Source organism: Pigmentiphaga daeguensis, assembly GCF_039523035.1.
GTDB lineage: Bacteria > Pseudomonadota > Gammaproteobacteria > Burkholderiales > Burkholderiaceae_B > Pigmentiphaga > Pigmentiphaga daeguensis.
Genome location: NZ_BAAAEN010000007.1, coordinates 1 through 23014 on the forward strand (window position 1 = coordinate 1; position 23014 = coordinate 23014).

Genomic DNA, 23014 nt, shown 5'->3' on the forward strand with positions numbered 1-23014 from the left:
GAGCTGATCGCCGAATCCGAGGAGATCGGGGCATGACGCTGACCACGGACAAAAGCGGACAGGACACGCAACGTCTCGCGCCCGCGCGCGCGTTTTCCCCCACGTCCGCGCCGCAATCGGCCGACGCCGGCCGGGCCATCACTTTGGTCCTGCCGTACCCGATCAGCGCGAACCGCTACTGGAACAGCTTCCGCCTCGGCAACCGGATGATGGTTGCCCCCTCGAGCGAGGCCAAGGCCTACAAGCGCCAGGTCGCTCAGCTGGCCCAGGCCTGCGGCATCAGCAAGCCGATCACGGGCCGAGTGCAGATCGACATCCGGCTGTGGCCCAAGCGGCCGAAGGACTGGGCGCGCCGTTACGCGCAGGATCCGTTCGCCTGGGACGACACCGTGCTGTGCCTGGACCTGGATAACGTGAACAAAGTCCTGTTCGACGCCCTCAAGGGCATTGCCATCGATGACGACAGGTGGGTGCGCCGCATGACCAGCGAGCGCATGCAGCCCGATGACGGCGGCGCGCGCGTGGCGGTGCGCATCACGCCGCTGGTGATCGCGGTGCGCCAGGGAGCGCTGCTATGACCAAGCGCCGCAGCTACAGCGTCATCGACCCCAACGCCAAACCCACGCCGGCGCGGCCGCCCCGCGAGTTCAAGCCGCTCACGAACGACCGCGCCATGCAGGCCGCCCTCGACCGCGCACGCGCCGCGCAGCCGCCTATGTCGCCGCTGGCGGGCCGGGCCGGACAGCCACGGGAAGAGCGGTTCGATGACCGATGGAGGGACTGATTGACTCAGCTCCGCGACTTCGATTGGTCGGAAATCGTGTTCGACCTGAAGCGCGCCGGCATGAGCCACGGCGGGATCTGTGCTGCCCTGGGCCATGCCGTGAGCGAGAGCGGCATCCGGTCGTACATGGCGGGCGGGCAGCTGGCGCACTGGCGCGGCGAGCTGCTGCTCAGCCTCTGGATGGCCAGGACCGGCAAGGGTCGAGAAGAGGCGCCGACGCGGGCAGCGCCGTACCGGCATGTCGGCGCCCGGCGCGCGGTGCAGAAGCGCCCTACCCTGCAGCCAGGCATCAGCGACCTGGACGCCCTGGGCCGGTTCTATGGGGTGGACGGCAAGAAGCCGCTCGAGGCAATCCAGCGCGCGGCCCAGCCCATGCGACGGGCACGCCCCCGCTCCGTCGGAGATACCCGGACGCTGACGCTCCCGGGCATAGAAGTTGTGGAAGTGGAAGGTGAATAGGCATGGCAGCCACCAACATCAAGAGCGTATTCGACGCGGGCCCTGAGGTGCTGCAGGATATCTGCGATCGCATCGAGGCCGGCGAGAGCATGGCATCGGTCGCACGCCGCTACAAGGTCCACCGCGCCCAGCTGACGCGCTGGGCCAAGGCAGACCCAGAGCGTGAGCGGCAGATAGACGCCGCGCGCAAGCTCTCGGCCGAGGCCTACGCGGACAAGGCCGAGCAGGTCATCAAGGGGGCGCGCGACAAGTTCGCCCTCGATAAGGCCCGGGAGCTCGCCCATCACTACCGCTGGTGCGCAAAGGTCCGACACCCAGATCGCTTCGCCGATCGCGTCAAACAGGATGTTGAGGTCCGCGCGAAGGTGCGCGTGCGGGATCTGACCGGGCGTAAACCGACAACGGACTAGGCATGGCAGAATCGATGCGCCACCTTATCCCGGAGCAACTATGAACAAGCCGTTCCAAGTCACAGAGAAGCACCTGGATTTTGTTCTCGAGATCGCGACCAAGACCACCATGGCATGGGCGACCGAGACTTTGAAGAGCCTGGTTTTGGTCAACGGCGGCGCTCTGGTCGCCGTGCTCACGTACGTCGCAACTAAGGCAAACGACGGACGCATTTTGGCGCCCGTTGCAAGCTGGTTTGGTCTTGGCATTGTCACCGCGATCATTGCAATGGGCTTGCTTTACCACTCCAATGCCGCTGCGCTGACGAGCACTGTTCGCACGGCATTCCACGGCCGCCCCTACCGCCTTGAAGAGAAGTATCGGCGCATGGGCGTTGCGGCCAAATGGCTTGCCTGGATCTCCTTGGGATTGTTTGGCGCTGGGCTGGTGCACGGTTACTGCAAGCTGCTGACGATCGTATGAGCGGACCCGATGTAGAGTATGTCTACAAACCCCAGGGCGATACCTTGGAGGCCTACATCCTGTCCCGAGAGCAGCGCACCTTCATCATGGGCCCCCTCGGCAGCGGTAAGACGAACGGCAGCTGCTGGAAGGCCTTCCGGATCATGTGCGAACAGGAGCCCGATGCCGACGGCGTGCGGCGCTCGCGTGGCGCCGCAGTGCGCAACACCTACCCCGACCTGGCCGGCACAACGATTAAGGACTGGCTCGATATGTTCGAGGACCTGGGCCGGTACGTGGCCGGCGGGATGGAGCCGCCTACGCACTACCTCGATTTCGACCTCGAAGACGGGACGCGCGTCGAAGCCGAAATGGTCTTCATCGCGCTGGACCGGCCGCAGCACGAACGCAAGCTGCGGGGCCTGCAGCTCACCTTCGCCTGGGTGAACGAAACCAAGGAAATCCCCTTCTCGTTGGTTTCCATGCTGGACCTGCGGGTGGGCCGCTACCCGAAGGAGGTCCCGCCCACCTGGTACGGCCTATTCGGCGATACCAACGCGCCCGACAACGACCACTGGTACTACCGAATGGCCGAAGAAGACAGGCCCGAAGGCTACGTGTTCCTGCGCCAGCCCGGCGGCGTCATCAAGGTGGGTGACCAGTGGGTCGAAAACCCCGAGGCCGAGAACCTGGTCAACCTGCCGCCCGGCTACTACACCAAGGGCATGCAGGGCAAGAAAGAAGACTGGATCCGGGTCAACCTGGGCAACGAGTACGGCTTCGTCATGGACGGCAAGGCGGTGCACCCCGGCTACGTCGACAGCTTGCACTGCGCAGCGTTCGAGGTGCCGCGCTCCGCTCCGCTCTTCATTGGCATGGACTTCGGGCTGACGCCGGCGGCCACCTTCGGTTTTCGCAAGCCCCTGGGCGGATGGCGCATCCGGTCCGAAGTGGTGGCCACCGACATGGGGGCCAAGTCGTTCGCGCGCGAGGTGAAGCTGCACATCGCCCAGTTGTACCCCGAGAACCCCATCGGCGGCATCTCGGGTGACCCGGCCGGTGACCAGCGGTGGCAAGGCGACGAGGGCTTGACGCCTTTCAAGATCCTGCGCGCCGCTGGCCTGGAGGCCAAGCCCGCGCCCACCAACGAATTCGCGCTACGCGTCGAGGCGGTCGACACGGCCATGGGCCGCCTCATCGATGGCGAGCCCGGGCTGCTGGTGCATCCGGACTGCCGCGTCCTGCGCAAGGCCCTGGCCGGCGGCTACTGCTACCGGCGCCTGGCCGTGGCGGGCGATGCCCGGTACACGGACAAGCCAGACAAGAACTCGTATTCCCACGTCGCCGAGTCGCTGCAATACCTGCTGACTGGGGCGGGCGAGCACAAGGCCATCATCGCACGCCCGCGCAACACAGCCCGCTCCAGGCCAACCCGAGCCATCACGGACTGATTTCCGCATAACTCTGCGCACCCCGGCCGATAGATTGCGCTGGTATCGACCAGCCGTGTATCCGCCGCCATGCAGTTTCTGAACCCCAGCACACCGCGCATTCCCGACCCGCCCGCGCCCCCGGCTCCGCCCGCCACGACGGACACGGCGGCCGCGGCTGACAGCGAGGCCCAGCGCCTGCGCCGCCGGCGCGGCACGGCTGCCACCGTCCTGGCGGGTGAGTCCGCCACCGTGCCCGCCGGCTCGGTTGCCACGAAGACGCTGTTGGGGTCCTGATGGACAACGATGACGTCAAGCTGATCCAGGAAATTCATGCGGACCACACCCGCATGAAGAACGACCGGCTGCTGTTCGAGGATCAGTGGAACGATGTCGCCGAGCGGGTGTGGCCCGGCCACCCCGGATTCAACAAGGGCAAGCCCCAGCCCGGCGCCAAGCGCACCGAGCGCATGTTCGATTCCACACCGCCGCTGGCCCTGCGCCACTTCTCGGCCGCCATGGACTCGATGGTGACACCGCGCACCCAGGAATGGCACTACCTGAAGCCCCAGAATGAGGCCCTGGTGGAATCGCAGGCCGTGGTCCGGTACCTGGAACAGGTGACCAAGGTCCTTTTCACCATGCGCTATCGCTGGCGCGCCAATTTCCAGTCCCAGATGGGCGAGATCTGGCGCAGCTGCGGCGCATTCGGCAACGGCGGCCTGATGGTCGAGGATGTGCCCGGCGAGGGTTCCCGGTACCGCCACATCCCCATCCGCCGCCTGCTGTTCTCGGAAGGCGCGGACGGTCTGGTGGACAAGGCCCACGTGGACTGGACATTGACCGCGCGCCAGGCCGCCCGCCGCTTCGGCGAAGCGAACCTGCCCCAATCCATCCGCAACGTGCTGCAACGCGACCCGGAGGCCCAGTTCGACTTCATCCACGTGGTGCGGCCGCGCGAAGAGTGGGATCCGCGCAAGCGGGATGCGGCAAACATGCCGTTCGCCTCCTACTGGCTCTCGTCGTCGAACGAACGAATCATCCAGCGCAGCGGCTTCCGCACCTTCCCCTTCGCCATCGGCCGCTTCTACGGGGGCGCCGACGAGACCTACGGCCGCAGCCCGGCCATGGACGGCCTGCCCGACATCAAGCAGGTCAACGAGATGGAGAAAACCACCATCCGGGGCGCGCAGAAGGCGGTTGATCCTCCGCTGCTGCTGCAAGAAGACGGGGCGCTCGAGGCCTTCGACCTGCGGTCCGGCGCGCTGAACTACGGCGGCCTGGACGATCAAGGCCGGGAGCTGGCCAAGCCCTTCCTCACCGGGCAACAGATTCCGCTCGGGGTCGAGCTGACCAACCAGAAGCGCGAGGTCATCAATCTGGCGTTCTACGTGACGCTCTTTCAGATCCTTGTGGATAGCCCGCAGATGACCGCCACCGAGGTCCTGCAGCGTGCGCAGGAAAAGGGTGTGTTGCTGGGGCCGCCTCTGGGCCGCATGCAGTCCGAGATGCTGGGCCCGATGATCGATCGGGAGCTCGACATCGCGGCGCAGTCGGGCCTGTTACCCGAGATGCCCGAAGAACTGGTCGAGGCCGGCGGTCAGGTCGACGTCGAGTACGACAGCCCGCTGAACCGCGCCATGCGCGCCGGCGAAGGCGCCAGCGTGCTGCGCTGGGTAGAGGCATCGGCACCGTTCGTGCAGGCCGACCCGCGCGCCGCGCGCGTCATCAACGCGCCCAGGGCCGTGCGCAAGCTCGCCGAGGTGTTCAGCGTTCCTTCCGACTACGTGAATTCCGAAGATGAAGTCGACGCCGCCATGCAAGCCGACGAACAGGCCGCCCAAGCCCAAACCCTCCTTGCGGCGGCCCCGGTTGCCGCGGGTGCAGCAAAAGACCTGGCCCAGGCCCAGGCCACAGCCCAGGCCGCCCGCATATGAGTCTGACTGACCGGTTCTACCTGCTCTTCAACCGGCGCGCCGCGTACCGGCGGTGCTTCGCCGACGCGGACGGCAAGCTGACCCGCGAAGGCCGCGCCGTGCTCGCCCACCTGGCGGACTTCTGCCGGGTGAGCCGTTCCACCCTCGTCGTCTCCCCCGTCACCCGCACCGTGGACACGCACGCCACGATGGTTGCCGAGGGTAGGCGCGAGGTCTTCAACAAGATCGTCCAGATCCTTTCCCTCACCGATGAACAGCTGATGCAGCTCAAGGAGCGTTCCGATGCTGATTAACCGATTCCGCCGTACCGCCTTTCACATTGCCGCCCTGATGCGCCCCGAAGGCGACGGCGGCCAAGGCAACCCCGGCGGCGCCCCTGCCGGGCAGCCCACGCCGCCCGCTGACGGTGGCAACCCGCCGACGGCCGGGCAGTCAACCCCACCGGCAAATCCGCAGAACTCTGCGACGCCCTGGACCGATGCTATCGCCGACCCGGACCTGAAGACCTGGGCGGCCGGAAAGAACTTCAAGGATGCCGGCGAGGCGGCCAAGGCGCTGCGCGAGATGGAAGGCAAGTTCGCCATCCCCGCGAAGCCCGAGGACTACGGCCTCGAGGTGCCGCAGGGCCAGGACGGCGCGTTTGCGAAGACCGCGGCCGGATGGTTCCACAAGCACGGCATCCCCGCTGCGGCGGCAAAGGGTCTGGCGGCCGACTGGAATGCCTTTGTGGCGGCCCAGCAGCAGGCAACCGACACCGCCCAGCAGCAGAAGGGCGAGCAGGAACTGGGCACGCTGCGCGGCGAATGGGGCCAGCAGTACGAAGGAAACATCGAACTCGGGCGGCGCGCGATGCGCACCTTCGGGGTGCCGGCCGAACTGATCGACAGCCTGGCCGGAAAGATGGGCGATGCGCAGACGCTGCGTCTCTTCCACAACATCGGTAAGGCGATGAGCGAAGGAACGCTGAACCCCGGCACGCCGGCCGGGGGCGGCAATGGGCAACCCGCGGGGGGAGATCCCGACGCGGCGCGCGCGGCTCGGATGTTCCCGAGCATGGCGAAGAAGTAGCAGTAGGACCAACCGGCACACATAGGAGCCACCTGATGAAAGCCTTTTTTCTGAACCGAACCGTGCAGCTCGTTGCGCTGGCGGCGACCATGCTGGTGCTGGTGGCCCTGGGGCATCATGACGCGGCGCTCACGATGGGAATTCTCGGCCCCGTCGTCGGCGCCAACGATCTTTCGCTGCTGGATGTCGCCAAGCGACTGGACCCGAACGGGGATACGGCAGACGTTGCCGAGATGCTGTCGCAGACCAACGAGATCATCCAGGACATTCCTTGGGTGGAAGGCAACCTACCCACAGGTAACCGCACAACGATCCGAACCGGTCTGCCCACCCCGGTCTGGCGCAAGCTCTACGGTGGCGTGCCCGCCTCGAAGAGCCAGACCGCGCAAGTGGACGACACCTGCGGGATGCTGGAGGCGCGCAGCGAGCCGGACGTCGACGTCGTGCGCATGGCCAACGATCCGGGCCGCTTCCGTCTCGACGAGGCGGCCAGCTTCGTCGAGGCGATGGGCCAAACCTTCGCCAGTACTCTGATCTACGAAGACACGAGCCTGCACCCGGAGCGTTTCTATGGGCTGGCACCGCGCTACTCCAAGATCAGCGGAAGCCCAAGCGCTCAGAACGTCATCGACGCCGGCGGCACGGGAAGCGACAACACCTCGATCTGGCTGATCGGCTGGAGCCGTCGCACGGTATTCGGTATGTATCCGAAGAACAGCAAGGCCGGGCTCTCCCATCGCGACCTGGGTGAAGGGGATGCGTTCGACGACGCCGGCAATCGCTACCGTGCCTACATGGACCTGTTCAAGTGGGATTGCGGCCTGGTGGTCAAGGATTGGCGCTACGCCGTCCGCATCGCCAACGTCGACATTTCCGACCTCGAGGGACAGACCGGAACGCAGGCGGCATCGGCAACCACGGCCATCATCAATCTACTGATCAAGGCGAAGCACCTGCTGCCCACCCTCTCTGGCGTTCAGCCGCGCGTCTACGCGAACCGCACCATCCGGCAGATGCTCGACATCGCGGCCCTGAACAAGTCGAACAACGCTCTTGCGATTCGTGAGGCCGCAGGCCAGTTCCAGACGGACTTCCTCGGCATCCCGATCCGCACCGTGGATCAAATCCTGAACACGGAAGCGCAGGTCGTTTAAGCGCCGCCTGCCCATCAATCTACCGGAGAATCGCATGATCCTCGATCGAACGAACGAGTTTTCGGACAGCCAGGCGGTGACGGCTACGGCCATCTCGACCAACGTCATCGACGTGAATCCCGCCGCCAAGAACGCCACCATCGACTACGGCGCCGGCGAGCCGGTGTGGCTGGTCCTGCAGGTGGATACCACCTTCACGGCCGCCGGCGCCGCGACGCTGACCGCCTCCCTGGAGTCCGCCGCCAACGCCGCCCTGAGTTCCGGCCCCGTCGTGCACTACACCACGCCGGCGCTGGCCCTCGCGGACCTGGTAGCGGGTGCCGAGGTGGCGCGCATTCGCCTGCCCCACGGCGACTACAAGCGCTACCTGGGCATGCGCTACACCGTGGGCACTGGCCCCATGACGGCCGGCGCGATCTCAGCCTTCCTGGTCAAGGATGCGCAGGACCGCAAGACCTACGAATCCGGCTGGAAGGTGTAACCCATGGCTCGATACCGTGCACTGCGCCGCGGGCAGATCTTCGCGGACCAGGTCACCCCGTCGAAACGGGCCGATGTGCCGGACGACCGTCGCGTCGTCCGTGTCGTCGAGCCCGGCGAGGTGTTCGATTTCAACGGCAAGCCCGGCTCCTGGATGGAGCGCGTCGACAAGTCGGAGAAAGGGGAATCCCCAAAGGAAGCCTCTGGGCCCGGCGAGAAGAAGGTTTCGACCTCGACCGGGCAATCCGACGGGCAAGGCGCAAGCGCCAAGCCCTGACGGAGTAACCTTTGGCGTCCATCGTCGGCATCGCCAACCGCGCCATCACCAAGCTCGGTGAGGCGCGGATTATTTCGTTGTCGGACGCGACGAAGCAGGCCGCGACCATCCAGTCCATGTTCGACGCCGTGCGCGATGCCGAGTTGCGCGCCCACGTCTGGCACTTCGCCAAGGCGCGCAAGCGCCTGCCGGCCATGTCCACGGCGCCCGAGTTCGGTTTCACGCACCAGTTCCAGCTGCCCTCCGACTTCCTGCGGTTGCTCAAGATCGGGGAGAGCGCCGTCTACCCGCGACCGACCGTCGATGGCCTCTACAGCATCGAGGGCGGCAAGATCCTCACTAACCAGCCCGGCCCGCTCGCCATCCAGTACTGCCGGCGCGTCGAGGATCCGAACCTGTACGACGCGCTCTTCTGCGAAGCCCTGGTCGGGCGCCTGGCCGTGGAAGCGTGCGAGGCGATCACCCAGAGCCAGACCAAGTTCGATCGGGTGGCACAGATGTACGAGCGCGCGCTGCGCGATGCCATCCGCGCCAATGCCATCGAGCGCCCGTCACAAGCCATTGCCGACGATACCTGGCTCACCTCCCGGAGGTAATCCATGCCTAAGGCATCGCCGATCATCACGTCCTTCGACGGGGGCGAGCTTTCCCCGCTGATAGGCGGCCGGGTCGATCTGGCCAAGTTCGCCAACGGCTGCTACCTGCTCGAGAACTTCCTGCCGCTGGTCCAGGGTCCTGCCCGGCGCCGCGGCGGTACCCGCTACGTGGTCTCGGTCAAGGACTCCACCCTGCGAACGTGGTTGATCCGATTCCAGGTCGCCGAGCGGCTGACCTACATGATCGAGTTCGGGCACCTCTACGCCCGGTTCTATGCCAACCGCGGGCAGCTCATGGATGGCGGCGTGCCGGTCGAGATCGCGACCCCGTACACGTTCTGGGACCTGACCGACGTCGACGGCACGTGCCGCTTGCGCGTCACCCAGAGCAATGACGTCCTGTACATCTTCCACCGGCGCCATCAGACCAGGAAGCTAAGCCGCACGGGCGCCACGACCTTTTCCCTCGACCCGGTGAATTTCCAGAACGGCCCGTTCCAGGACCTCAACAAGGACGAGGGAGTGACCATTACCGCCACCGGCGAAACTGGCACGGTCACCCTCAATGCCAGTGCTCCGGTCTTCCAGGCCTCGGACGTTGGGTCGCTCTTCTACCTGGAGCAGCAAGACCTTTCCGCCGTAAAGCCGTGGGTTGTCCATGCCAAGATCGACGTAGGCGACCTGCGCCGGGTGGATTCGCGGGTTTATGTGTGCACGCAGGTTGGGCCGCCACCTGGCGTGGATCCGCCTCCGCCGCTGACCGGCAATGTGACGCCTACCCATACCGAAGGACGCGCATGGGACGGCGATGGTGTCGACGTGGCCGATGATGGACCGGACCGTGGCCCCATCGGAGTGGAGTGGGAGTACCTGCACAGCGGTTGGGGCATCGTGCGCATCACCGGCTTCACAGACTCCCAGACAGTGACCGCGGACGTGGTGTCGCGCCTGCCTGGCGCCATCACCGCCACGGCCACCAACAAGTGGGCGCGGGCGCTTTTTTCCGGCGCCGAGGGCTGGGCCGAGCACGGCGTCTTCTGGCGCAACCGCCTGGTCGTAGCGCGCGACCGCACGATTGCCCTCTCTGTGAACGGGGATTTCGAGAACTTCGCCGCCAAGGAGGCCGACGAGGTGACGCCAGACTCGGCCATCCGGGAGACGCTGAACGCCAGGCAGTTGAACCGCATCATGTGGCTGGCCGAGTCCGAGAATCTCATCATCGGCACGAACGGGGACGAGTGGCTGGTGGGGCCCATCCAGGCGACCCAGGCCCTGGGGCCCAGCAATATCCGCGCGGAGCGCCGCACGCGGTATGGCTCCAAGGGCATCGTGCCCATCGAGATCGGCTCGCGGCTGCTCTTCGTGCAGGCCTCCGGCCGCAAGCTACGGGACTTCGAATACAACTACACCGTCGATGACTATGTATCAAACGACACAACCAAACTCGCCGACCACGTCTCCGCTGGCCACGCCTCGGAGACGCTGAGCAACGGAATCGACATGCTGGAGCTGGACACCACCGGCATTGTGGACATGGCCTGCCAGCAGGAACCGTACTCGATCATCTGGGCGGCCCGTGGCGATGGCCAACTCATCGCCCAGACCTACGACCGGGAGATCGAGCGCAGCGACGTCTACGGCTGGCACCGCCACCCCATGGTCAACGGCTTCGTGGAATGCGTGGAGACGATGCCCTCGCCGGATGGCACCCGGGATGATCTCTGGATGGTCGTCCGGCGAGAGGTCGACGGCCAGACGGTCCGCTACGTCGAGATCATGCAGCCGGAACTGGGGCTCGCCGAACCCCAGAACGAGGCGTTCTACGTGGACTGCGGACTGACCTATCGCGGCGCGCCGGCCACCACCATTTCGGGCCTGGAACACCTGGAGGGTCAGGAGGTCGCCGTGCTGGTCGACGGCGCCGCCCACCCGCGCCGCACCGTGCAGGACGGCGCCATCACGCTGCAGGTGCCGGGCTCCTTGGTGCACGCGGGCATTCCCCAGGTCTGCGCGATCGAGCCCATGGAGCTCAACGCCGGATCGGCCGACGGCACAGCCCAGGGCAAGACCAAGCGCATCACCAACGTCGTCATCCGGTTCTGGCGAAGCCTCGGCGGCAAGGCGGGCCCAGCGGATCCGATAAGCCGGCCGGCGGGCGCCGGGTTGCAGGTCCTGAGCCTGCGTAAGCCCTCGGACCCCATGAATCAGCCCGTGCCGCTCTTCTCTGGGGATTTCGAGATCCCGTGGGATTCGGGCTACGAGCGCCAGGCGCGCATGCGCTACGAGAACGACCAGCCGCTGCCTGTCACGATCCTGGCCATCATGCCCATTCTGCACGTCCAGGACGACAGGTGACGCCGTGATCTACCTGGAACGCCTGCGCCCAGCCCACGTCACCGAGGTTCACCTGCAGCCCGCCCAGCAGCTCGTGCAGGCCGTGCTGTCGCCGGGGTATGCCGAACAGCTTGTCGCCCAGCCGGGCGTGGCCTGGGCCGCGCTACTCGACGGCCAGACCCTGGCGTGCGCCGGCATGACGGAGGTGGGGCCGCAGCGCGCGATCGCCTGGGCGCTCTTCTCGGAAGCCGCGCTGCGCCACTTCGGTCCGATCCACCGCGCCACCCGCCAGATCCTGGCCGAAGCCCCATGGCGCCGGGTGGAGATGGCCGTGGACGCACGGCACGCCGCCGCCATCCGCTGGGCCGAGCGCCTGGGCTTTGTGCGCGAGGGCCTCATGCGCGCCTACACCGCCGACGGGCGGGACTGTTTTCTCTATGCGAGGGTGAAGTAATGGATCCGGGATCGATGTTCATCGCGGCCACGGCGCTGCAAACCGTGGGCTCGCTGGCCGGCGGCTTCGACCAGGCCTCCCAGCTCGACCAGCAGGCTCGGGCGGCCGACTACAACGCCGGCATCGCCGATATGCAGGCCGGCCAGGCCTACGCCGCGGGCGTGGCGCGCGAGAGCCAGCAGCGCCGGCAGGCGGCCCAGGTGCTGGGCGAATCTCGGGCAGCCCTCGGCGAATCAGGATTCGATTCCTCGTCGGGCTCGGCGCTCGATGTCCAGCTGCAGAACGTGCGCAATGCCGAACTCGATGCCCTGCAAATCCGGTATGAGGGCGTGCTCCAGGGCCAGGGTCACGAGAGCCAGGCCGCCATGGACCGCTACACGGCGCAGACGCTGCGCGCATCGGCCAAGAACACCCGCCGCGCGGCCTTCGTCAGCGCGGCCGCCGGCGCCCTGATGGGTGGCGCTTCCTACGGGAAGCTCTTCGGCGCGCCGGCGGCGGCTGCCAGCGGTGCGGGTAGTGGCCTTTCCCTGGGCGGCGGCATCGGCCTGCGCGCCCCGACCACCGGTTACTGGAGGGGCTGACATGGCACGCATCCCGATTCCGGAGTATCAGCAGCAGCGGGCCCCTGGGCTGTCTACGCCGCTCGCGCGCGCACCCATGGTGGCGGTGGAGGATCCGACTGGGCGGGCGCTGGGCCAGGTGGGCGTGGGTCTCGAGCAGGTCGCGCTCCGACAGCAGGCGGCGGTCGAGCGTCAGCAGGAGGAAGATGGTAAGGCCTTCGCCGGCACCGCTTTGAGCAATGCCCGCCTGTACTGGGATACTGATTTCCAGCGTCGCACCGAGACCGCGCAGCCTGGCGCGCCAGACTTCACCGGCTCGCTGGTCAAGGATTACCGCACCTGGGCCGACGAACAGCTTGCCGCAGCGCCTACGCCCGCCGCCCGCCGCTTCCTGGACGCTCACCTGCGCGCCTACGGCGACAGCCTGCAGGCACGGGCACTGAACTACGAAGCGGATCAGCGTATTGCCTACCGCACATCGTCCTACCGGGGTGCCGCAGAGAACTGGGCAAAGACCGTGCTTCAGGATCCAGCGCAGTATCAGGTCGCGAAGGCCGCCCTTGCTCAGACCATTCCCGATGTTGGTCCGCAGAACCAAGAGCGCCTGCGAGATTTCGCGCGCAAGCAGTTGGTCAATGCCGCGATGCAGGCAAACATCGCGGCCATGTCGGATGCGGCATTCGATACCCTCGAACGTGCCATGCCCACCGCCGCCCGCGGCGCCCCGCCAGCGGCACAGTACCCGGAGCGCGGCCTGCGCAACAACAATCCGGGCAACATCATCAAGAGCGGAATCGACTGGCCCGGCAAGGTGGCGGGCGATGACCCGCGATTCGAGACCTTCGATTCTCCGGAAGCGGGCATCGCCGCCCTGGGATCCAACCTATTGACCTACCAGCGCCGGTACGGGCTGAATACTGTGCAGGACATCATTTCCCGCTGGGCGCCCAGCAACGAGAACGACACCAACGCCTACGCCGGCCGGGTCGCCAAGGCTATCGGCGTGGCGCCAGATCAGCGATTGGACGTCGCCGCGCCAGCAACCCTGCGCAAGCTGACCGAGGCCATCATCCAGGTGGAGAATGGTAAGCAGCCCTACAGCGACGCGCAGTTGCGCGCCGGGTTGGACAGTGCGCTGAGCGGCCAGCCGGTCATGCTGGCGTCGGCTGCACCAGTGGCGGCGCCCATGCCGGCGGCGGACACGCCTCCCGAGCGCGTGCCCGTGGGGGTGCCCTGGATCGACGACATGACGGTCGACGAGTTGGTCAGCTACCGGCGTGCCGCCGCCACCGCAGAGAAGCGCCGCATGGCCGAGGCACAGACCGGGCTGCGCAAGATTGCAACCGACCTCGAAGCGATGGCCTTGGCTGGGCAAGCGCCGCCCCAAGCGATGATCCCGAGCCAGCGGCAGTACATCCAGGCCTATGGTCAGGTCGAGGGTCTGGAGCGCTACGAGAACGAAGTATCCGGCATGCTGGCCCTGGGCAGCAGCATCCAGGCCATGGCCACTATGTCGCCCACCGAACGGGCCGCCGAGATCGCCCGCAGCGCGCCGCGGCCGGGCCCGGGCTTCGATCAGCAGCAGCGTGTGTACCAAGCGCGGGTCAAGGCTGCCGCCGCTGTGGAGAAGGCCCTGGACGATGATCCGGCCACCTACACCGCGCGCAACATGCCGGCGATCCAGCGCGCGCGCCAGGCCATGGCGGATGCGGTGGCTGCGGGGGATCTGGCGGCTCAAGCCCAGGCCGCCGGCCGGTACGCTGAACTTCAGGTCGCCGAACAGCGCCGCCTCGGGGTAGCAAACCCAAGGATCCTGCCGACCGCCGAGGCGGAGGCCATTGTGCAGACGTTCCTCGATCAGCGGGAAGGCGGGAATACCGCCGCTGATTTGGTGGGAGGACTGGAACGGCAATGGGGCAGCTACTGGCCACAGGTGTACGGGCAGCTCGCCAAGACCGGCAAGATGCCGCCGGCGGCGCTGGTGATCCCGAACATCCGCGACGCCGGCGCGCGGGAGCGTGCGGCCCGGTGGTCTCAACCCGAAGCACAAAATGGCATCAAGCTGCGCCTACCCGCCGCCGATCAGGCAGAGGTGCGCGACGCGCTGCGCGACGAGCTGGAACCCTTTTATCGATCACTCGCGGTGCAGAACGGTGGGGAATCCACTTATCGTGACGTGGCGACCGTTGCCGAAGCGCTTGCTCTGGGCTACGCGGCGCAAGGCAAGAATCCCCGCGATGCTGCGCGCCAAGCCGCGGCCGAGACCGCCAACGGCAACTACGAGTTCGGCCCCACCTACCGCGTTCCGATGGGCGAATTGCCGCGCGAAGTCATGGCGGGCACCGAACGCATTCTGCGCAGCGCAGATACCCTTCCACTACAGGTACCCGAGTCCCTGGCTGGACTTAATCCCAAGGACGCAAGAGCGGCCTATCTGGACACCGTCCGCAATTACGGTGTGTTCGTCACCAATGGAGATGAAACCGGTCTGATGCTGTATGTCGACGGCAACAACGGTCTGAACCCCGTTCGGGGCGAGGACGGCAGCATTCTTTCGTTCACGTGGAAGCAGCTGCGCGATGCCGCCACGTCCGCCACCGGCACGCTGACGCCGGCCATCACCGGCGGCGGCGCCTTCATCGGGCTGCCAGGTGTCGGCCGCAGTCGTGGCCGTGCCGAAGGAGGGCAGTGATGCCGTACTACACCACAGGCACGGTCGGCCCGCGTGCAACACCCCTGGACCTGCTGCCCGCGTCGGCCGAGGCCGGCCGGGCCGCCGCGCTGGACGAAGCGCTGGCTGGCAACCCAACCGCCGTCGGCTACGACTACGTCAAACTCAAGTACCTGAACGCCAACCCGCGCCTGACCCGCGAGGAAGCGCAGCAGCGCGTCGCGGAAGCGGGGGTAAAGCTGGACATTCCCGAATCCAGCTACACGCCCGAGGCGCTGGATATGCTGATCGAGCGCAAGCGCGACGAGGTGCGCCGCCAGGACATTCTGGCGCGCGCCCCCGGCGGGTTCGTGCAGGGCGGGCTGCGGTTCGGCGTGGGCCTGGCCGCCAGCATCATTGATCCGCTGAACGTCGCCTCCGCCTTCATCCCGGTGGTCGGTCCTGCGCGCTACGCCGGCATGCTGGAACGGGCTGGCGCCGGCGCGCTGGCAAGGGCCGGGGTACGAGCGCGGGTCGGCGCCATTGAAGGCTTCGCAGGTGCGGCGGCGCTGGAACCGTTGGTTTATTTCGGCCGCACGCAGCTGCAGGATGACTACGACATGTCCGATTCCCTGCTGAACCTGGCTTTCGGCACGGTCTTGGGCGGTGGCCTGCACGTGGCGGCGGGGCGCGTTTCGGACTGGGCGCGCGGCGTCGGCCGGGAAGCCGTGGTCCGAGACATCGGCGTTGCCGACATTCGGCCCGAAGCGCCGCCTGCGGCGCCCCCGGACATTCGCCCTCCTCCAGCGGCCTCCCGCTCTTCCCTTGCGACACCAGACCCGACAGCGCCTTTCCCCCGCCTGGCCGACATTACGCCAGAGACCGCGCGCATGTTGGCGCTGGACGATTTGGCCCCTGACCTTCGCGCCGAGCTGCTGGCCGAAGCCGGCAACCGTGCTGCCCCGCTCGATGTCCCCCAGCTTCGCGCCGAGGTGACCGCCTTACGTAATGACCTCGGACGCCTAGCCCAGGAGCCCGCATTTCGAGCCGAGGCGCGTCGACTCCAGCAGGAGGAAGGGCTCTCGCGCAAACAGGCGGAGGCCCAGGCTCGGCGCAATCTGGCCGACCGGCAGCAGGAGCTCGAGGCGCGCATTACTCGCGCCGAGGGTGCCATCGAGCAGAACCGACGTGCCTCGATCGCCGAGCAGGATCTCGCCACGATCAACAACGGTCAGATTCCAGAGCGATTTGCCGAACGCGTCGAGATGCGCGCCAGGGAGATCCAGCGCAACGCGGCGATCCAGCGCGCCTTCCCCGCGAGACAGGTGGCTGCGCTGGCCACGCCGCAGGTGCGCGAGGACACGCTGCGAACCGCACTCGCCCAGGCCAACGCCGGCCGCGTGCTCGACTTGGAACCGGTGCTGCGCGGCGGCAGTCGGGAAGAGTTGCTGGCGGTGGCCCGGCGCACGGCGTCGCCGGAATCGGTGGCCACGGCAGAATTCGCAACTGCGGATCAGGCCGCCCAGCGGCTGCGAGAGCGACCGCCCACGGCCGACATGCAAGCCGCCACCCGAGACCTGGACGCGGCCACGGCCCAATATGCCGCGGCGCGACAGAACCTCGAACAATCGGGCTTCAGCGCCGAGCGCCTGCAAGCTATGGACGATGAATTGAAGGCATTCGACGAAGGCATCGCCGATGCCAAGAGCCTGGCGGCCGCAACGCGGGCCGCCGCCCTATGTGGACTCCGCCAATGAGCTACCAAGACTGCCTCGCCACCATCCGCGCTGCCGCCGGCCGCGATCTTACGGACGAGGAAATTTCCGAGCTGTTGCAAGCCCTCCAGCGTAGAGAGCGGTACCTCAAGGCCAAGGGGCTCGTCACGGACACTCGAGAGGCCGCGCTACGGGCTGCCGACGACATCGCCAACGCCCTGGAGCTCGCCGCAGTCATCGAAAAGCGCAATGCCGCTATCAACGTCGTCAAACGGGCCGAGCGCGTAGCGTGGGTGCAGAACGTCTTCGGCAATAACCTCGCCGAAGGCCTGGAGGCCACGCTGGTGGGCGTAAACCGCGCCAAAGTGGGTGCCCGAGAGGGCGTCGCCCAGGTGCAGGAGATGCTGCGCAAGCGCTACTTGGCCGGCTTCATTGCCGATGTCGAGCGCACCGGCAACATGCGTCTCTTCACCTCTGGGGCCATGGACCGTGACATTGCCCGTGCGCTGTGGGCAATTGGCCGCGACACCGAAGATGCGGCGCTGCGCGCCCTGCCCGCCGAGGCTGTCGACGTTGCCAGGGTGATCAACAAGTGGCAGGACGTCACCCGCATGGACGCCAACGAGGCCGGAGCCTGGATCGGCAAGCGCGCCGGCTACATCGTACGGCAAACCCATGATCCGGAGCGCATCCGCCGCGCGGGCTTCGACGAGTGGCGGGCCGCCGCGATGGAATACTTCGACTTCGACGAAATGGGCGTCATGACCCCCGAGGCGCTGCGCAACCTTTACGCCAACCTCGCGACCGGCAACCACCTCAAGGATGCCCCCGCCGACCCGACCGGCTTTCGCGGCCCTGGAAACCTGGCCAAGAAGCTCTCTGGCCAGCGCGAGATCCATTTCAAGGACGCTGACGCCTGGTACGAATACAACCAGCGGTTCGGTCAGAAGAATCTGCGGGAGGCAGTTACCGCAGGCATGATCCGCAGCGCCGACAGCGTAGGCATGATGCGCGTGCTGGGCACGAATCCCGCGGCGATGTTCGACACGATCCGCGATGACTTGATCATGGCCGCCAAGGCGGCCGGTCGCGAGGATCAGGTTATTCAGCTCCAGGATCGCCGCAATGCTTTGGGCCAGTTCATGGCTGCCGTCGACGGCTCGATGAACATCCCAGGCAATGCGATGTGGGCGCGCCGTGCGGCGAACGTCCGCACCTGGGAAGTGCTGGCCAAGCTGGGCGGCATGTTCCTGTCCCAGATGAACGACATCGCCATCTACGGCTCGGGCACGCGCTACCAGGGGCGCGGCTTCCTGTCGGGGATGTCGGAGGCCGTGGGCGGCCTTGGCCGCAGCCTGGCCCCGCAGGAAACCCGCGACCTTGCAGCGGCCCTCGGTGTCGTGCTCGATAACATGGCCGGCGAGCTCGGCCGGATTGGCTCATTCGCGGAGCCCGGATGGCTGACCGGCGCCAGCAGGTGGTTCATGAAGCTGAACCTCTCGAACTGGTGGGTAAACCGCATGCGCACGTCGGCCGCCTTCGGCATGTCGCACCACATGGCGCTGAACTCGGACCGCACTTGGGAGGCCCTCGGGGGCGAGTACCGGCGCGTGCTGTCGCTGTACGATATTGGCCCCGAAGACTGGGACGCCATCAGGACATCCAGCCAGCGCAGCGTGGACGGACGAGACTACATCGTGCCCGAGAACGTGGCCGATGCCGCCGCGGCCGATAAGCTGCGGACCTACCTGACCGACCAGACCAGCTTCCTCGCACTTGAGCCCGACGCCAAGACGCGGGCCTATATCCTTCAGGGCTCACGCCCGGGCACCTGGACCGGCGAGTTCTACCGCTTCGCCATGCAGTTCAAGAGCTTCACCGGCTCCTACATGCAGAAGATCATCGGCCGCGAGCTGTATGGGCGCGGTTACGAAGGAAACGGGGTCATCGGCGCTCTGCGCAATGGCAACGGGGAGATGCAGGGCCTAGCCTCCCTGATCGTCACCACCACGCTGCTGGGCTACGGCTCCATGGCGCTGAAGGACTTGGCCAAGGGGCGCATGCCGCGCGATCCAACCGAGTCGCCGGAGATGGCGGGCAAGGTGCTGCTGGCGGCTCTCGTCCAGGGCGGCGGCGCAGGGATCTACGGCGATTTTCTGTTCGGCGAGGCCAACCGGTTCGGCCAGGGTGCACTGGCAACTGTCGCCGGTCCGGTCATCAGCACCGGCGCCAGCATCATCGATCTGTACCAGCGATCGCTGCGCGGCGACGACACTGCGGCGGAAGCGCTGCGCATCACCATCGCCAACACGCCATTCGCCAACCTATTCTATGCGCGGCCGGTGCTGGACTACATGGTGCTGTACCAGATGCAGGAGGCCATGAACCCCGGGTACCTGCGGCGGATGGAACGGCGCCTGCGCGACGAGAGCGGTACCGAGTTCCTGCTGCGACCAACGGAGGCGGTGCGGTAGCTACCGCGTGTACGGCCAGATCAGGAGAGCCCAGACCAGGAACGCGCCGCCGGCAATCCAGAGCATGTACTTGCCCCAGTCCCGGAGCAAGGCCAATCCCTCGATCGCTCGGTCGACAATTCCCTGCGGCGCCGGCCCAGGCCCGTCGCGCCGAATGCCAAGGATGCCCAGCAGCGCGAACCAGCAGACGAAGAAAGCGGCGATCAGGAGGATGGCTTTCACTTATATGCCTCGAACGGAACCTTCCGTTCCGGAATTCCTTTGAGAGCGGCGATTTCGTTTCGAAGAGCCTCGACAGCGAGCCCGAGACTGAAAATTGCATTTCGGTAATAGCCGCCAAGCGGATCGCCGTCCCCCATGCCAGCCAGACGCTCCAGGGCGCCCAGTTCTGCCGCAGTGATGTCAAGGCAGCCGTCAACCGTCTCAATACCGCTCATCGTCTTCTCCTGTTTGAGCATCAAGCATACCGCCGACAACGCAATCGCAAAACTCTGCCCCCACCTCGCTTGACCATACAGCGCATCCCCCAAAGGTGCGCCCATGACTGTCTCGAGTACCGAATCCCGCATCTCGCACGCTTGCGACGGGATCACGACCGATTTCCCGGTTCCTTTCTACTTCCTCGAGGCCTCGCACCTCGTCGTGAGCCTGGTTGCGCCTGACGGCACGATCACGCCGTGGACGCTGGGCAGCGAGTATTCCGTCACCGGCGCGGGCAACCCGAGCGGCGGCGAGGTGGTGGCGCAAGTCGCGCCGGCCGCCGGCTTGCTGATCATCCAGCGCGTAGTCCCTCTCACGCAGGAAACGGCCTACCAGGAGAATGATCCGTTCCCGGCCAAGAGCCACGAGCGGGCGCTCGACAAGCTGACGATGGCGCAGCAGCAGCTCACCGAGACCGGTGGGCGTTCGCTCACGCGGCCTGTCACGGACCAGGCCATCAACTCCATGTTGCCACCGAACAGCGAGCTCGCCGGCAACGCCCTCGGCTTCGACGCCCAGGGCAACCCGATTGCCATCCCCAGCGACCTGCCCGCCGTGGTGGGCATGCTCGAACGCGCTGAGGCGGCGGCAGTGACATCGGAGGCGGCCCGCGACCAGTCGGCGGCGAGCGCGACGGCGGCGGCGGGGAGCGAGGCGAGTGCGGCGGCCGATGCGTTCCGAGCCGAGACGGCCGCACAACTGGCGATACAGGGAATCGATGCAGTCTACGCCGAGACGCTCGCCGAGCTCCAGGGGTCCACGCCTACGGCCAACCTGGTAGGTGTCGTATGGGGCGACAACGCCGACAAGGGGTTCTATGTTGGAGATGGCGCAGCCTGGGTCTTCTCATCCCTGCAGTACGTCGTGCGGTCCGATTTCGATGAGCGCGAGTCAGGCCTCTACACGCTGCCCAACGCCGCGCAGGTATCGCCGACTGGGGCATTTACGCCCGAGATCTCCGTGGACCCGGCTCAGTATCCGGCCAGCACGAACCTGAGCGGGCAGACCTCGACGACTGGGGCCAAAACGATCACGGTGAGTTTCGGGTCTGGCACCGGCGGCGTTTTCTCGACCAGCGCCGACCAGCAGTCCATGACAGCTACCGCAGGGTCTCTGTCGCCCGTGGTCATGCGCGTGGACGCGGGCAGCGTGCACAAAATGTCCAGCATGGTCCTGGCCTCCATGGAGGACTACGGCACCGGCCAGGGCATCGGGCCCATCGTCGGCGGCACGTTCAACGGCGGAAACATCAGCTTCTTCCGTGCGCATATCGGCGTGGGCGGCAACTACCTGCTTCAGTATGCAGCCACGGTGGGGGGCGGCTATCCAGGCCTCACGTTCGTCACCCGTGCCACGTCGTCGCTGTTCGCCGCCGTCGGGGACGAGATCAGCCTTTACCTCGACGAGAACGGCAAATGCTGGCTGTTCGTCAACGGCGTGGAGGCCTGCTCGCACCAGATGACGCAGGCCGAGATCGACAGCGTCAACACGCCGTTTGCCACCCGCACGTGGGTGGGCATCTGGGCCTCGCCTCTGGTGGCCAACAAGGCCGCCAGCAAGTGGCAGGCCGGCACGCCGGAGACCTCAACCGCTTATAACCTGGCCGTTACCGTGGACCCAGAATATCAACTGCCCCCGCTGGTGCTCACCCGGCTGCTGGATCGGGTCTTCGACATCCGGGCATACGGCGCGAAATGCGATGGCCGCGTGCTCACCGATGCCAGCATTACCGCAGGCCAGTACACCTTGACCTCGGCGTCCTACCAGTTCACCTCGCGTGACGTGGGTAAACGGGTCGGCATTCTCGGCGCTGGCGTCGTCTCCACGAATTTCTCGTCGAACGCCAATGACGGCGTGTACATCGGCTCGATCCAATCGGTGTCTGGGGGCGTCGCGACTCTGTCTCAGCCGGCCACGAACACCGTCACCAACGCGAAATGCACGTTCGGCACCGCCGACGATAACGCCATCCGCAACGCGCACGAATCGGCCGCAGCCGCCGGCGGGGGTACGGTCTACATCCCCGCCGGCCGAACCGTTGTCGCCGGCACCTCGATCAAGGTCAAGAACTACGTGAAGTGGCGCGGCGCGGGCCGAGAGTTGTCAATGGTGCACATTCTGAAGAACACGCCCGCGACCATCGGCAGCAGTAACCAGGACTGGCTCAGCTGCACGGGGCGCAGCTCGGCGAATCCGCTGATCGGCGCAGATTTCACGGATTTCGGCATCGAATGCGAAATGTGGTTCAACCCCCTGGGCTATCACCCGGGGATGAAGCCATTGAATATTTTCTACGTACAGCGCTGCTCGATCAATGACATGGGCCTGTGGAATACGCCGGCTACATCCATTCCTTTTGATCACTCTTACGACCAGTGCACGGTTGGCTACAACTACATCTACTGGCCGGGCCGACTGTGCGCAAACACCAACGGCCCCGGGGCGTCTGGCATCGGCGTGGGCACCAGTTCCAGTCTGGCGGTACCGCCCGTGGTTCATCCGTCGCTGATCATCGGCAACGTCATTGTCGGACGCTGGAGCGAGAGCACGGTCACGAGCACGGCAATGGGTGTCGGGCAGAACGGGATATTCCTTGAGACCCAGACGGGAGCCGACCCGGCTGGACTGCTCAGCGGTCACCGCGTCATCGGCAACGTGGTTATCGGCATGCCATTCGGGTTCACTGACGCCGGCTCGCTGGGCACGATCTGGGATTCGAACATTGCGGTTGGCTGCGGGCGGGGATTCCGGATCTCGAAAACGGCCATCCTCGGGTCCATGCTGGCCCGGTGCGCCTCGTTCGTCAACAACATCGCGTACCTGGGAACGGGACCCGCGACCACCGATGGGATCGGCTTTCAGGTGACTACCTTCGGACCGGCCGGGGGCGGCCAGCCGATGATGGAGGTTCACGCCCTGCTGGCGAACAACCAGGCCATCGGCAACAAATCGTGGGGTTTCTCCATCTCGTCCGACTCCGCCGCCGATGAGGTGCGAGGGGTATCCCTCAGGGGCAACAGGGCCTACCGCAATGGTCGCTCCGGGTTCCGCGTCGCGTCTAGCGGCGGCGGTGCTTTGCGGTATCTGACGCTCCAGGACAACGACAGCGCGGAGAACGGTCAGCGCGCCGTATCGGGGGACACCTACGGCGTTCTAGTCGAGTCCGGTACGCAATGGCTCGGCGGCCGGCTCCAGGACAACAACCTCTACGACCTGCAGGACACGCCCACACAAACGGCCGGTTACGTCACAACTGGCGCGACGATGACTGGTGTGCGGGTTGCCGGGAACACGGGCGATGCTTAATCGA

The 23014-nt window shown here is 66.4% G+C and carries 23 protein-coding genes; 21 read left to right on the top strand and 2 right to left on the bottom strand.

Annotated features, from left to right (window positions below; translation table 11 throughout):
* Positions 1-32 precede the first annotated feature (32 nt).
* The 20 genes from ABD104_RS10990 (at position 33) to ABD104_RS11085 (ending at position 19224) form a co-directional block, all read left to right on the top strand.
* Entirely contained in the window at positions 33-578 is a 546-nt protein-coding gene (locus tag ABD104_RS10990) for a RusA family crossover junction endodeoxyribonuclease (RefSeq protein ID WP_343927523.1), read from the top strand.
* On the top strand, positions 575-784 hold the full coding sequence (locus tag ABD104_RS10995; protein WP_343927524.1) for a hypothetical protein: 210 nt from the start codon (positions 575-577) through the stop codon (positions 782-784). The genes ABD104_RS10990 and ABD104_RS10995 overlap by 4 nt, the downstream gene beginning before the upstream one ends.
* Positions 785-1243 carry a hypothetical protein gene (locus ABD104_RS11000; protein WP_343927525.1) on the top strand — a complete coding sequence of 153 codons (459 nt, stop codon included), beginning with the start codon at positions 785-787 and terminating at the stop codon, positions 1241-1243. It abuts the gene before it with no gap.
* A gap of 2 nt (positions 1244-1245) precedes the next feature.
* On the top strand, positions 1246-1653 hold the full coding sequence (locus tag ABD104_RS11005) for a terminase small subunit-like protein (protein ID WP_343927526.1): 408 nt from the start codon (positions 1246-1248) through the stop codon (positions 1651-1653).
* Between the two features lie 40 nt (positions 1654-1693).
* Entirely contained in the window at positions 1694-2116 is a 423-nt protein-coding gene (locus ABD104_RS11010; protein WP_343927527.1) for a hypothetical protein, read from the top strand.
* Entirely contained in the window at positions 2113-3546 is a 1434-nt protein-coding gene (locus ABD104_RS11015) for a TerL (protein ID WP_343927528.1), read from the top strand. Before ABD104_RS11010 ends, ABD104_RS11015 begins: the two co-directional genes overlap by 4 nt.
* A 69-nt stretch (positions 3547-3615) precedes the next feature.
* A complete protein-coding gene (locus tag ABD104_RS11020; RefSeq protein ID WP_343927529.1) occupies positions 3616-3822 on the top strand; it encodes a hypothetical protein in 207 nt (68 codons plus the stop codon).
* The gene (locus tag ABD104_RS11025; protein ID WP_343927530.1) at positions 3822-5462 is read left to right on the top strand and encodes a portal protein; all 1641 of its coding nucleotides are present in this window, start codon (positions 3822-3824) and stop codon (positions 5460-5462) included. The genes ABD104_RS11020 and ABD104_RS11025 overlap by 1 nt, the downstream gene beginning before the upstream one ends.
* The gene (locus ABD104_RS11030; protein WP_343927531.1) at positions 5459-5755 is read left to right on the top strand and encodes a Bbp19 family protein; all 297 of its coding nucleotides are present in this window, start codon (positions 5459-5461) and stop codon (positions 5753-5755) included. Before ABD104_RS11025 ends, ABD104_RS11030 begins: the two co-directional genes overlap by 4 nt.
* Entirely contained in the window at positions 5745-6530 is a 786-nt protein-coding gene (locus ABD104_RS11035; protein ID WP_343927532.1) for a hypothetical protein, read from the top strand. The genes ABD104_RS11030 and ABD104_RS11035 overlap by 11 nt, the downstream gene beginning before the upstream one ends.
* A gap of 35 nt (positions 6531-6565) precedes the next feature.
* Positions 6566-7684 carry a major capsid protein gene (locus ABD104_RS11040; protein ID WP_343927533.1) on the top strand — a complete coding sequence of 373 codons (1119 nt, stop codon included), beginning with the start codon at positions 6566-6568 and terminating at the stop codon, positions 7682-7684.
* Between the two features lie 34 nt (positions 7685-7718).
* Positions 7719-8165 (top strand): Bbp16 family capsid cement protein, encoded by a 447-nt coding sequence (locus ABD104_RS11045; protein ID WP_343927534.1) that lies wholly within the window; start codon positions 7719-7721, stop codon positions 8163-8165.
* Between the two features lie 3 nt (positions 8166-8168).
* A complete protein-coding gene (locus tag ABD104_RS11050) occupies positions 8169-8441 on the top strand; it encodes a hypothetical protein (protein WP_343927535.1) in 273 nt (90 codons plus the stop codon).
* 11 nt (positions 8442-8452) lie between these two features.
* Positions 8453-9037 (top strand): phage connector family protein, encoded by a 585-nt coding sequence (locus ABD104_RS11055; RefSeq protein WP_343927536.1) that lies wholly within the window; start codon positions 8453-8455, stop codon positions 9035-9037.
* Between the two features lie 3 nt (positions 9038-9040).
* Entirely contained in the window at positions 9041-11392 is a 2352-nt protein-coding gene (locus ABD104_RS11060) for a phage tail protein (RefSeq protein ID WP_343927537.1), read from the top strand.
* Between the two features lie 4 nt (positions 11393-11396).
* Positions 11397-11825 (top strand): GNAT family N-acetyltransferase, encoded by a 429-nt coding sequence (locus tag ABD104_RS11065; protein WP_343927538.1) that lies wholly within the window; start codon positions 11397-11399, stop codon positions 11823-11825.
* Complete coding sequence (locus ABD104_RS11070) at positions 11825-12406, top strand: virion core protein, T7 gp14 family (protein ID WP_343927539.1); 582 nt, start codon at positions 11825-11827, stop codon at positions 12404-12406. Before ABD104_RS11065 ends, ABD104_RS11070 begins: the two co-directional genes overlap by 1 nt.
* A gap of 1 nt (position 12407) precedes the next feature.
* Positions 12408-15077, top strand: a complete 2670-nt coding sequence (locus ABD104_RS11075; protein ID WP_343927540.1) for a hypothetical protein — start codon at positions 12408-12410, stop codon at positions 15075-15077.
* Positions 15077-16792: a hypothetical protein gene (locus ABD104_RS11080; RefSeq protein WP_343927541.1), complete on the top strand. Its 1716-nt coding sequence runs from the start codon at positions 15077-15079 to the stop codon at positions 16790-16792. Before ABD104_RS11075 ends, ABD104_RS11080 begins: the two co-directional genes overlap by 1 nt.
* Positions 16789-19224, top strand: a complete 2436-nt coding sequence (locus ABD104_RS11085; protein WP_343927542.1) for a hypothetical protein — start codon at positions 16789-16791, stop codon at positions 19222-19224. Before ABD104_RS11080 ends, ABD104_RS11085 begins: the two co-directional genes overlap by 4 nt.
* Here ABD104_RS11085 and ABD104_RS11090 read toward each other — a convergent pair whose 3' ends face one another.
* Complete coding sequence (locus ABD104_RS11090; RefSeq protein WP_343927543.1) at positions 19225-19446, bottom strand: hypothetical protein; 222 nt, start codon at positions 19444-19446, stop codon at positions 19225-19227.
* Entirely contained in the window at positions 19443-19766 is a 324-nt protein-coding gene (locus ABD104_RS11095; RefSeq protein ID WP_343927544.1) for a hypothetical protein, read from the bottom strand. The genes ABD104_RS11090 and ABD104_RS11095 overlap by 4 nt, the downstream gene beginning before the upstream one ends.
* On the opposite strand from ABD104_RS11095, the gene ABD104_RS11100 reads away from it, so the two are divergent.
* Entirely contained in the window at positions 19765-23010 is a 3246-nt protein-coding gene (locus ABD104_RS11100; protein ID WP_343927545.1) for a hypothetical protein, read from the top strand. The two genes, ABD104_RS11095 and ABD104_RS11100, sit on opposite strands and share 2 nt — an antisense overlap.
* The last annotated feature ends 4 nt before the right edge of the window (positions 23011-23014 follow it).